This is a genomic window from Streptomyces humi, assembly GCF_001005085.2.
GTDB classification, from domain to species: Bacteria; Actinomycetota; Actinomycetes; order Streptomycetales; family Streptomycetaceae; genus Streptomyces; species Streptomyces humi.
Window position 1 is genome coordinate 38186 of the sequence record NZ_LBMU02000116.1, and the last position, 10981, is coordinate 49166.

At 72.1% G+C, this 10981-nt stretch carries 9 protein-coding genes and 2 pseudogenes; 5 read left to right on the top strand and 6 right to left on the bottom strand.

What is annotated here, in order from left to right:
* Window positions 1–59: 59 nt before the first annotated feature.
* From AAW13_RS40735 to xseA, 3 genes are all read right to left on the bottom strand, one after another.
* Window positions 60–650, bottom strand: coding sequence for a malonic semialdehyde reductase (locus AAW13_RS40735; protein WP_046732302.1), 591 nt, complete (start codon window positions 648–650; stop codon window positions 60–62).
* A 224-nt stretch (window positions 651–874) separates the two neighbouring features.
* Window positions 875–1108 carry an exodeoxyribonuclease VII small subunit gene (locus AAW13_RS40740; RefSeq protein ID WP_046732301.1) on the bottom strand — a complete coding sequence of 78 codons (234 nt, stop codon included), beginning with the start codon at window positions 1106–1108 and terminating at the stop codon, window positions 875–877.
* Between the two features lie 36 nt (window positions 1109–1144).
* Entirely contained in the window at window positions 1145–2353 is a 1209-nt protein-coding gene (xseA, locus tag AAW13_RS40745; RefSeq protein WP_046732300.1) for an exodeoxyribonuclease VII large subunit, read from the bottom strand.
* Window positions 2354–2480: 127 nt separating this feature from the next.
* Here xseA and AAW13_RS40750 point away from each other — a divergent pair, with 127 nt between their 5' ends.
* Together AAW13_RS40750 and ppgK are read left to right on the top strand one after the other, a co-directional pair.
* A complete protein-coding gene (locus AAW13_RS40750) occupies window positions 2481–3494 on the top strand; it encodes a 4-hydroxy-3-methylbut-2-enyl diphosphate reductase (RefSeq protein WP_107483525.1) in 1014 nt (337 codons plus the stop codon).
* Window positions 3495–3569: 75 nt separating this feature from the next.
* Entirely contained in the window at window positions 3570–4319 is a 750-nt protein-coding gene (gene ppgK, locus AAW13_RS40755) for a polyphosphate--glucose phosphotransferase (RefSeq protein ID WP_046732299.1), read from the top strand.
* A gap of 12 nt (window positions 4320–4331) precedes the next feature.
* Here ppgK and AAW13_RS47715 read toward each other — a convergent pair whose 3' ends face one another.
* Entirely contained in the window at window positions 4332–4658 is a 327-nt protein-coding gene (locus AAW13_RS47715; protein WP_338059084.1) for a DUF6542 domain-containing protein, read from the bottom strand.
* A 407-nt stretch (window positions 4659–5065) separates the two neighbouring features.
* On the opposite strand from AAW13_RS47715, the gene ychF reads away from it, so the two are divergent.
* The gene (ychF, locus tag AAW13_RS40765; RefSeq protein ID WP_046732298.1) at window positions 5066–6154 is read left to right on the top strand and encodes a redox-regulated ATPase YchF; all 1089 of its coding nucleotides are present in this window, start codon (window positions 5066–5068) and stop codon (window positions 6152–6154) included.
* Between the two features lie 94 nt (window positions 6155–6248).
* Here the strand turns inward: ychF and AAW13_RS40770 are convergent.
* Both AAW13_RS40770 and AAW13_RS40775 read right to left on the bottom strand, forming a co-directional pair.
* Window positions 6249–6700: pseudogene (locus AAW13_RS40770) on the bottom strand (Uma2 family endonuclease); the annotation flags it as partial.
* Between the two features lie 269 nt (window positions 6701–6969).
* Complete coding sequence (locus AAW13_RS40775) at window positions 6970–8280, bottom strand: M14 family zinc carboxypeptidase (RefSeq protein WP_046732354.1); 1311 nt, start codon at window positions 8278–8280, stop codon at window positions 6970–6972.
* A 227-nt stretch (window positions 8281–8507) separates the two neighbouring features.
* On the opposite strand from AAW13_RS40775, the pseudogene AAW13_RS40780 reads away from it, so the two are divergent.
* Both AAW13_RS40780 and AAW13_RS40785 read left to right on the top strand, forming a co-directional pair.
* A pseudogene (locus AAW13_RS40780) lies at window positions 8508–9650 on the top strand (HesA/MoeB/ThiF family protein); the annotation flags it as partial.
* Window positions 9651–10042: 392 nt separating this feature from the next.
* Window positions 10043–10981: hypothetical protein (locus AAW13_RS40785; RefSeq protein ID WP_240528906.1), on the top strand; the 939-nt coding region annotated here is incomplete at its 3' end.

Genomic DNA, 10981 nt, shown 5'->3' on the forward strand with positions numbered 1-10981 from the left:
CGGACGCGAGAGGCCCCCGGTGCCGTCGCCGGGGGCCTCTTCCGCTGTCGCGGGGCTGCTCAGACGGTCGTGACGACGTCGTCGTACGCCAGGCGCGGGCCGCGCGGGAACCAGGCGTCCGGGCCCGGCTTGCCGATGTTGACGACCATCAGCGGGGTGTGGTCGTCGTCCAGGAACTCCTTCTGGACGCCCGCGAGGTCCACGCCGGTCATCGGGCCGGCGGCGAGACCGGCGGCGCGGACGCCGATGATGAAGTAGGCGGCCTGGAGGGCGGCGTTCAGGGCGGCGCTGCCCTCGCGCACCTCGCGGGTGCCGAAGACGGCGTCCTTGGCCTGCGGGAAGTGCGGGAAGAGCTGCGGCAGCTCCTCGTGGAACTCGTTGTCCGCGGCGAGGATCGCGACCAGCGGGGCGGTGGCGGTCTTCTTCTGGTTGCCCTCGGCCATGTGCCGCACCAGGCGCTCGCGGGCCTCGGGCGAGCGGACCAGCACCACGCGCAGCGGCGACTGGTTCATGGAGGTCGGGCCGAACTTGACGAGATCGTAGATCGCCTGGATCTGCTCGTCGGTCACCGGCTCGTCGGTGAAGGTGTTGGCGGTGCGGGCCTCGCGGAAGAGCAGGTCCTGGGCGGCGGGGTCGAGAACGAGAGACATGGTTGATCTTTCTGGAGGTCGCGTCCGGTCGAATCCGGACCGCGGTCCGGATAGGCTGACGGCACGACCATAGCGAAGGAAGGTTCAACCTTCAACAAAGGCCGGATCATGGTGAGCCGCCTCACAGGGACCGCCCGGTTCGCAGGACCGCTCGGTTCGCAAGATCACCCGGTTCGCAGGATCACCCGGTTCGCCGGATCACCCGGGTCACGGGATCGCCCGGGTCATTCCCCCTCTTCGTCCTCCTCCCCGGCCTCCTCCTCGGCCAGGGCCGCGTCCAGCCGGGCCCGCGCACCCTCCAGCCACCGCCGGCACACCTTGGCCAGCTCCTCGCCCCGCTCCCAGAGCGCGAGGGACTCCTCCAGGCTCGTCCCACCCGCCTCCAGCCGCCGGACGACGTTGATCAGCTCGTCCCGCGCCTGCTCGTAGGAGAGCGCCTCTTCGGTCCTGCCGCTCATGCACGTGCCTTTCTCATCCGCCCGTACGACATGGCGCTAGCCCTCCGCCCGCACCGTGAACTCGCCCTCGGCCACCCGCGCCCGCAGCACCTCGCCCGGCACGACGTCACCGGGGTCCCGCACCACGTGACCGCCGTCCTTCTGCAACACCGCGTAGCCGCGCTTCAGCGTGGCGGCGGGGGAGAGGGCCACCACGCGCGCGTGCGTGTGCGTCAGCTCCGAGTCGGCGCGGTCGAGCAGGTGCCCGAGGGTGCGCCGGGAACGGTCGACCAGCGAGGCGATGTGATCGGCCCGCTCGTCCACCATCCGGTGCGGATCCTCCATGACCGGCCGCGCCAGCGCGTGCGCCAGCCCCCGCTCCTCCCGCCCCACGACCGCGTCGGCACACCGCCGGGCCCGGTCCCGCAGCATCCGCACCCGCTCCAGCTCCTCGCCCACGTCCGGTACGACCTTCTTGGCCGCGTCGGTGGGCGTGGAGGCGCGCAGGTCGGCCACGTAGTCGAGCAGCGGGGTGTCGGGCTCGTGACCGATGGCGGACACGACGGGCGTCCGGCACCCGGCGACCGCCCGCACCAGCTGCTCGTCGGAGAACGGCAGCAGATCCTCCACGCTGCCGCCCCCGCGCGCGACGATGATCACGTCCACCTCCTCGATCGCGTCGAGCTCCTTCACGGCCTGCACGACCTGCGGTACGGCGTGCACGCCCTGCACCGGCACGTTGCGCACCTCGAACCGCACCGCCGGCCACCGGTGCCTGGCGTTCTCCAGCACGTCCCGCTCGGCGGCCGAGGCCCGCCCGCACACCAGCCCGATCAGCTGCGGCAGGAACGGCAGCGGCTTCTTCCGCCCGGCCTCGAACAGCCCCTCCGCGGCCAGCGCCTTCTTGAGCGCCTCCAGTCGCGCCAGCAGCTCCCCGACCCCGACCGGCCGTATCTCGACCGCCCGCAACGACAGCTGCCCGCGCGGCGCGTACCACTCCGGCTTCGCGTGCACGACGACCCGGGCGCCCTCCCCGACGACGTCGGCGACGGCGTCGAACACCTGCCGGAAGCAGGTGACGGCGATCGAGATGTCGTACGACGGGTCCCGCAGCGTCAGGAACACGACCCCGGCGCCGGGTCGCCGCGAGAGCTGGGTGATCTGTCCCTCGACCCACACCGCGCCGAGCCGGTCGATCCACCCGCCGATGAGCCGGGAGATCTCACCGACGGGCACAGGGGTCTCGGCGGACGTGTTCAGAGCCATGCGGCGAGCGTAGTGGCCGCCACCGACAACCCGGGCGGCCGCGTCCCCGGCACGCCCGCGCGCGGTGGCCGGTCTCCCCGGGATCGTCACCGGAGGCGATCTCCGACGCCCCGGACGCGGCCTTACGATGGGTGCCATGACTGCTTCGCCTGGCCGCCGTGTCCTGCTCGCCGCCCCCCGTGGCTACTGCGCGGGTGTGGACCGCGCCGTGATCGCCGTCGAGAAAGCCCTGGAGCAGTACGGGGCCCCGGTCTACGTCCGGCACGAGATCGTCCACAACAAGTACGTCGTGCAGACCCTGGAGAAGAAGGGCGCGATCTTCGTCGAGCGGACCGAGGAGGTCCCGCCGGGGAACATCGTCATGTTCTCCGCGCACGGCGTCGCGCCCGTCGTCCACGAGGAGGCCGAGCGCGGCCGCCTCGCCACCATCGACGCCACCTGCCCGCTGGTCACCAAGGTCCACAAGGAAGCCGTCCGGTTCGCCAACGAGGACTACGACATCCTCCTGATCGGGCACGAGGGCCACGAGGAGGTCATCGGCACCTCCGGCGAGGCTCCCGACCACATCCAGCTGGTCGACGGCCCGGCGGACGTCGCCAAGGTCGAGGTCCGCGACGAGTCCAAGGTCGTCTGGCTCTCCCAGACCACCCTCTCCGTCGACGAGACCATGGAGACGGTCGACGCCCTCAAGGAGAAGTTCCCGCAGCTCATCTCCCCGCCCAGCGACGACATCTGCTACGCCACGCAGAACCGTCAGCTCGCCGTGAAGCAGATGGGCGCCGAGGCCGAGCTCGTCATCGTGGTCGGCTCCCGCAACTCCTCGAACTCCAAGCGGCTGGTCGAGGTCGCCAAGCTGGCCGGCTCCCGCGCCGCCTACCTGGTCGACTTCGCCGGCGAGATCGAGGAGGCCTGGCTGGAGGGCGTCACCACGGTCGGCGTCACCTCCGGCGCCTCCGTGCCCGAGGTGCTGGTCGAGCAGGTCCTGGAATGGCTCGCCGAGCGCGGCTACGGCGACGTCGAGATCGTCAAGGCGGCCGAGGAGTCCATCACCTTCTCGCTGCCCAAGGAACTCCGCCGTGACCTGCGCGAAGAGGCGGCCGCCCTGGTCGCCGAGCGCGGCGGCTCCGGCACCGGGGCCTGAGCGGGATCGTACGACGGTGTGACCGCGGGCCGGTCCGGCGTCGTGACTGTCAGTCGTACCACGTAACGTGGAGCCATGCAGATCTTCGGTGTGGACATCGGCGGTTCAGGGATCAAGGGCGCTCCCGTGGACCTGGCAAAGGGCGACCTGGCCCAGGAGCGCTGCAAGGTGCTCACCCCGCATCCGGCGACGCCCGACGGCGTCGCCGACGGGGTCAAGCAGGTCGTCGACCACTTCGGGTGGACCGGCCCGGTCGGGCTCACCTTCCCGGGCGTGATCTCGGACGGCACCCACATCCGCACCGCGGCCAACGTCGACAAGAGCTGGATCGACACCGACGCGCGCACGCTCTTCAGCGAGCGGCTGGGCGGCCTCCCGGTGACCGTGGTCAACGACGCGGACGCGGCGGGTGTGGCCGAGATGGAGTTCGGCGCCGGCCGGGGCCGCAAGGGCGTCGTACTCCTGCTGACGTTCGGCACCGGCATCGGCAGCGCCCTGTTCGTCGACGGCGAGCTGGTCCCGAACACCGAGCTGGGCCACCTGGAGCTGGACGGCCACGACGCCGAGAAGAAGGCCTCCAGCAAGGCCAAGGAGGACCACGACCTCAGCTGGGAGCAGTGGGCGCACCGGGTCACCAAGTACCTCGCGCACGTGGAGATGCTGTTCACGCCGGAGCTGTTCATCATCGGCGGCGGCGTCAGCCGCAAGTCCGACAAGTTCCTGCCCCTGATCAAGGGCGTCAAGGCCGAGATCGTGCCGGCCCAGCTTCAGAACAACGCGGGGATCGTGGGCGCGGCGATGCGGGCGGCCAAGCACGCGAGGTAGCCGGCCGCGCGGTCAGTCCCGGCGGCGCCGCCGGATCAGCCGGGCCCGGCGGACGAGCACGATCAGCCCGGTGACCAGTGTCCCGCCGTAGAGCCAACCGGCCTGCGTGGACAGGGCGGTGACCAGGCCCATCACGCCGCCCAGGAATCCGCCGCCGCCGTCGTCGGCGACGGCCAGCAGTCCCACGGCGAAGGCGATCGGGGCGACGACGGGGGCGGTCAGCAGATCGCTCCCGCGCACCCACAGCGCGGTCAGCCCGGAGACCGGTACGAACAGCACGCCGTACACGGTCAGCGACGCCCCGAGCAGCAGGTCGTCCAGGAAGCCGAGCAGGACCATCGCGGACCCGCAGAACAGGGCGCAGCCGAGGCCCGTGAGCCGTGGGCCCGGCAGTGCCCCGGGCCCGGCGGCCGGCGTCGTGCGGGGCCTTCCCGCCCCCGGCCGCCGCTCGGCCGTCGCCGGCCGCCGTCTCGCCTGCGGCGGCAGTGGTGCGCGCGGGGCGCCACGACGCGGGCCTTGCTTCCGGGGTCGGGTCCTGTGATGCTCCACCGGACCAACTTAGGTCGGTTAATGTGCCGAATCGCGGTGCAGACACGCCGAAACCAAGCCGAAGAGCAGACCTTGTCCAGGTGTTCGACGCGGCCGCCGGTCAGGGGCTCCGAACCCCGTAAACTGGTGGATCGGCCGGCCCGCCGGCCCTGGCAGCCCCCCGGCTCACTCACCCACTCACTACGGGAAGTCGCAACGTGTCGCTCACGATCGGAATCGTCGGCCTGCCGAATGTCGGCAAGTCGACCCTGTTCAACGCCCTGACCAAGAACGACGTGCTGGCGGCCAACTACCCGTTCGCCACGATCGAGCCCAACGTGGGTGTGGTCGGCGTCCCCGACGCCCGCCTGGTCAAGCTGTCCGAGATCTTCTCCTCGCAGCGGATCCTCCCGGCGACCGTCGACTTCGTCGACATCGCGGGCATCGTGCGCGGTGCCTCCGAGGGTGAGGGCCTGGGCAACAAGTTCCTCGCGAACATCCGTGAGTCCGACGCGATCTGCCAGGTCATCCGTGCCTTCAAGGACGAGAACGTCGTGCACGTCGACGGCAAGGTCTCGCCGAAGGACGACATCGAGACGATCAACACCGAGCTGATCCTCGCCGACCTCCAGACGATCGAGAAGGTCCTCCCGCGTCTCCAGAAGGAGTCGCGCATCAAGAAGGACGTGGCCCCCAAGGTCAAGGCCGTCGAGGAGGCCAAGGAGATCCTGGAGAAGGGCGACACGCTCTTCGGCCACGGCATCGTGCAGGGTTCGGAGCGCGCCGAGCTCCTCCACGACCTGCACCTGCTCACCACCAAGCCGTTCCTCTACGTCTTCAACGTCGACGAGGACGAGCTGCTCGACGAGGACTTCAAGACCGAGCAGCGCGCCCTGGTCGCCCCCGCCGAGGCGATCTTCCTCAACGCCAAGCTGGAGGCGGACCTCGCGGAGCTCGACGAGGAGGACGCGCTGGAGCTGCTGGAGTCGGTGGGCGCCGAGGAACCCGGCCTCGCCACCCTCGCCCGCGTCGGCTTCAACACCCTCGGCCTCCAGACCTACCTCACGGCCGGCCCCAAGGAATCCCGCGCCTGGACCATCAAGAAGGGCGCCACGGCCCCCGAGGCGGCCGGTGTCATCCACACCGACTTCCAGAAGGGCTTCATCAAGGCCGAGGTCATCTCGTTCACGGACCTGGTCGAAGCCGGCTCGGTGACCGAGGCCCGCGCGAAGGGCAAGGCCCGCATGGAGGGCAAGGACTACGTGATGCAGGACGGCGACGTGGTGGAGTTCCGCTTCAACGTGTGAGCCTCGCCTTGCCAGGCGCCGATTCATCAAGCATGCAGGTCAAAAGGGGCCGGACTCACGGGAGTCCGGCCCCTTCCGCGTTCCTGTGCTGACCTCAGTTGCTCCGCGGCGGCGTGAGCTTGTCGAGATCCAGGCTGATGTCGAAGGGCACGGGACGCTTGAGGGTGCCCCGGAAGATGCCTGCGGGTGCGTAGACACCGGTTGGTTCGTCGAGTTCGTAGACGTGCACGACGGCGGCCCCGTCCTCGTCCTCGTCCTCGATGCACCAGTGTGCGGGATCTTGGCCTCCGCGTACTTGTGCAGCCTCACTGTGCGGTCACGGTGGGCTGGCTCTGGTGAGACGACCTCGACGACGAGCTGGACCTCTTCCGGCGCGTACCACGTGCGGTCCGGGTCGTAGGGGGCGGTCGTCACGAGCAGATCCGGCTCCGGCCGGTTGCGCTCGTCGAGGCGGATCGTCATTTCCCGCTCGACCTCGAAGCCGGCGGGCGCGGTCGCCATGAGCGTGGTGGTCAGGGAAGTGACGAGGCGGCCGTGCCAGGACCGGACACGCTCGTCCTCGTGGCGGATGACCCGGACGCATCAGGATCCGTGCCTTTCACGCTCCGGTGCGCGGACAGCGCGGCGGTGACACCTGCGCGCCGGGCCCGGACCGGGTCCTCGGACCCGCTCTTCGCCACCTCGTCTCAGACCCCGATGCGCACGGCCGTGGGCTGCCCGATTCGCGGCAGATCGGCCCACGCCGAGGCCCACGCCGAGGCGCGCGCCGTCGGTGGCGTCGACGTGCCACGGAGGGGGATTGATCCGTGGTGGGCTCACCGCAGGGACGGCAGTGCCGCTTCGGCGGCTGCCACGGCCGTTCGGGTCTGGAGTCGGGTCTGGTGGCGCACCGGTATCCAGCGCAGGCTCAGGGAGCGCTCGAAGTCCGTGGACCACGCGGTGCACAGTTCGTCCAGGTCGCGGCCGAGTGCGGGGGCCGCGGGGTCGTCCGCGGCCTTCAGCAGCCGTGACAGCAGGCCCGCCGCGCGCAGCGGCTGGCGGCGGGCCACCACGTCCAGGGCGCGGACCTGGGCCGTCGTCAGCCGGCGCGGATCGTCGGGGTGCGACGCCTCGGCCGCCTGCCGGGCCAGCGGCTGCCAGGACTCGGCGACCAGGTCGTAGAGCCCGTCGGCCATCCACTCCAGCACGCGGCGCGACGGGTCGTCCTCCGGCGACGGCAGGAACGCGCGCGCCTTGTCGAGTACGGCGGTCACCTGCTGTCCGCCGTCCCGTACCAGCCCGGCGAGGTCGCGCAGGGCGCGTACGGCGTCGGGGTGCGGGGAGAGGTCGTCGGCCTGGCCGGTGGCCCACATGGGCACTTCGATGATCGCCGTCGCCCCGCCGTACCGCTGGGGCGCGCACCAGGTGGACAGCCCGATCTTCTCCGATCCCGCGGCCAGCCGGCCGGTGCTGTCCGGCGGCGGCAGGACGTAGACCCCGGGGGCCGGGTTCTCCCAGTACAGGGCGTCGAACGTGCCGCGCTGGAGCGGGATGCCGAGCGCCGCGGCGGACGCCGCGAAGGGCGCCGCGAGACCCGGCAGGTCGCGGGTCGACTGCACCCAGCTGCCGCCCGCCTCGATCCCGTGCAGGGAGCACTGGAGGAACGGCCGCAGTTCGTCGATCACCCGGAACAGCGCCTCGCTTTCCGGGAGTCGCCGGTCCTCGAGCGGGGCCCACTCGGGCTGTTCCGCCGCGACCGGGCGGTAGGCGGCGCGGAAGTACGCGTCCAGCGAGGGGCCGGGACCGGCCGTCGCCGCTTCGATGCCCTTGCTCAGCGCCGCGCCGTCCGGGTCGAGGCACAGCACGATGTCCCAGGTGACCGCGGCGGGAACGGTCGCCGGGGACGGTCCGTCGCCGCGCGCCACCAGCTCCGCCAGGGCGAGCGCGGTCGCGCCGCCGACCGGCTCGTCGGGATGCGGCCGGGCCACCACCAGGACGTGGTGCGGCCCGTCTCCCACCGACAGCATCAGGATCGGGCGACCGGCACGGGACACGCCGATCCGGCGCAGGCGGGCTGCTCCAGGAAACCGGGAGACCAGCCGCCGCGCCGAGCCGGTGACTTCCTCGACCGTGGGATAACGGTCCATCATGTGCGTCCGAATCGGGTCAGGAGCCGCCGTTGCCACCGCTGTCGCCGGTGGTCTCCTTCTTGTCCAGCGGCCGGATCTGGATCTTGTTCGCCATGCCGTGCCCTCCCGTTGCCGGTTGCGACGTGCCGTGGTCGATGTGCTCTTGCCAGCGTTCGGCCGACGCGCAACCCTTGTCAATGTCCGTTCATACATGGGGAGTTGTGGCTGACGAGATTGGCGCGAAGATGACGGTGCCGGCGATGCGGCGGCCTCGGGTCAAACCCGAGCACCGGGCCTACCGGACGGTCGACGGCCATGTGCGGATCGGGAGCGTCGTGCACGGCATCGGGGCCGAGGTGCGGGATCCCGACGGCTGGGTGTGGACCCTGGTCGAGGCCATGGACGGCACCCGCGGCACCGCGGACGTCGTCGCCGAGGTGTCCCGTCGCCACCCGCACCTGGCGCTGCCCGGCCCGGACATCCTCCAGGCGATCACCGACCTGACCACGGCCGGGTACGTGGAGGACGCCGGTGCCGCGCCGCCGGCGGAGCTGTCCGAGCGGGAACGCGAGCGGTACGGCAGGGGCATGACCCTGTTGCGCTGGATGGACCTCGGCCCGAGGTCGAGCGTCTGGGAACCACAGGTGCGGCTGCGCCGTGCCCGGGTCCTGCTGATCGGCGTCGGCGGTACCGGCGGAGCCGCCGCCCGGGACCTGGTGGCCTCCGGGGTGGGCCGGCTGCACTGCGTCGAACCGGACGTCGTCGAACTGTCCAACCTCAACCGGCAGACCCTCTTCCGCGAGTGCGACATCGGTACGCCCAAGATCGACGCGGCGCTGACGGCGTTGCGTGCACTGAACTCGGACGCCACGGTCACCGGAGTGCGCCGTGAGGTACGCGGGCCGGCCGACCTGGAGGGTCTGCTGGCCGGCGGCTCCGGCGGCGCGTCGTCGTACGACGTCCTGCTGCTCGCCGCCGACCGGCCCGCCGTGATCCGCGGATGGGCCAACGAGGTCTGCCTGGCGTCCGGCACGCCGTGGGCGGAGGCCGGTTACCGCGGCCCCCTGGTGAACGTCGGGGTCTTCGCCCCCGGGCGGGGCGCGTGCTGGGAGTGCCTGCGCCTCTCCGAGGCCGAGCGCCGGGACCTGCGGCTCGCGCCCGGCCAGGACGAGGACGTCGCCTCGCCCCGCATGCCGTGGAACCCGGTCAACGCCGTGACCGCGGGCCTGTCCGGCAGCCTGCTGGCCCATGCCGCGCTCATGCTCCTGTGCGGGATCCCCCGGATCGCCCCGGGCTACCGCTTCGGCCTCAACCTCATGCTCCCCGCCGATCCCCTGATGCAACGCACGCCCCGCCGCCCCGACTGCCCAGCCTGCGGCACACAACCGACGGAGGAACGCGGAGCGGGGGACCGGACGGGGGCGGAAGTGACGCGGGCGGCGGCGGACGGCTCGGTGGCGGCGGGTGCTCCGGGGCTGGGGGTTGCGCCGCGGCCTGCGGGTGGCTGCGAGGCGGTGCTGGGTGCTCCCGGGCCAGGGGGCGCCCCACGGTCGGCGGGCGGCCCCGAGGCAGTGGCGGACGGCTCGGTGGCGGCGGATGCTCCGGAGCCGGGGGTTGGGCCGCGGTCGGAGGTCGGGTCCGAGGCGGTGGATCGTCGGCAGTCAGCGCACCTTCGGCGTCCCGCAGGCCCCCCGAGTTCATCGCGCCTCCCGCGCCCGCCGGCCCCCGCGTGACCGGCGCCGCGGTACCCGGAACGCGTCGGATCGAGCCGTCGGCGCGGGTGCTGTTGCACGAGCTCGGGGTGCGGCGGGACCGGGACGAGTGGATCGTGGGCCGGATGGCGACGCGGACCTTCGTCGCCCTGCCGGCGGCCGGGGCGCGGGCGCTGGAACTGCTCGGGCAGGGGCTGAGCGTGGCCCGTACGGCGGAGGCCCTACGGGACGAGACCGGCGAGGAACTCGACATCGCGGACTTCGTCGGCGACCTGGCCGCCCTGGGGTTCGTGGCCAGGATCGGTGATCAGCCGGTGCCGGACGCCGAACCGCCGCCCGCCTCCCTGCCGTGGCTGCGCCCCCACCATGTCCGCCACGCCCTGCACTCCGCCCTCCCGGTGCTCGTCGCGGTGCTGGCGCTGGCCGCCCTCTTCGTCCTGATCCGCCGCCCCGACCTGCTGCCGGGCTACCACGACCTGCTGTGGAACCCGCACGGCAGCCTGGTCCTGCTGACCGGGGCGGCGGCCGGCTGGACGCTGTTGTTCGCCCATGAACTGGCGCACCTGGTCACCGCCCGCGCCGCGGGTGTGCCCGGGAGGATGCGGCTGGGCACCCGGTTGCAGTTCCTCGTCATGCAGACGGACATCAGCGGCATCGAACTGGCGCCCCGCCGCCACCGGATGACGTCCTACCTCGCAGGCATCGCCGTCAACCTCTCCGTCGCGTCGGCCCTGGTCCTCACCCTCGCCTGCACGGACACCCGTACGACGGCACACCGCCTCGCCGCCGCGGCCCTGCTGATCGCCCTGATGCCGCTGCCCTTCCAGCTCATGGTGTTCACCCGCACCGACCTGTACTTCGTCCTCCAGGACCTCACCGGCTGCCGGAACCTGTACGGCGACGGACTCGCCTACGCCCGCTACCGGTACCGGCGGACGCTCCGGCCGCGACACTGTGCCGTGACCGCCCCCGCCCCCGCCCCCGCCCCCGCGCCCGCCGCCCCGAGC

What these genes read in the sequence shown, in the direction of transcription:
- ppgK (WP_046732299.1), top strand. Translation starts at nt 3,570, where the DNA reads ATGCAGATCTTCGGTGTGGACATCGGCGGTTCAGGGATCAAGGGCGCT.
- AAW13_RS40775 (WP_046732354.1), bottom strand. Translation starts at nt 8,280, where the DNA reads ATGGACCGTTATCCCACGGTCGAGGAAGTCACCGGCTCGGCGCGGCGG.
- AAW13_RS47715 (WP_338059084.1), bottom strand. Translation starts at nt 4,658, where the DNA reads ATGGTCCTGCTCGGCTTCCTGGACGACCTGCTGCTCGGGGCGTCGCTG.
- xseA (WP_046732300.1), bottom strand. Translation starts at nt 2,353, where the DNA reads ATGGCTCTGAACACGTCCGCCGAGACCCCTGTGCCCGTCGGTGAGATC.
- AAW13_RS40740 (WP_046732301.1), bottom strand. Translation starts at nt 1,108, where the DNA reads ATGAGCGGCAGGACCGAAGAGGCGCTCTCCTACGAGCAGGCGCGGGAC.
- AAW13_RS40735 (WP_046732302.1), bottom strand. Translation starts at nt 650, where the DNA reads ATGTCTCTCGTTCTCGACCCCGCCGCCCAGGACCTGCTCTTCCGCGAG.
- AAW13_RS40750 (WP_107483525.1), top strand. Translation starts at nt 2,481, where the DNA reads ATGGGTGCCATGACTGCTTCGCCTGGCCGCCGTGTCCTGCTCGCCGCC.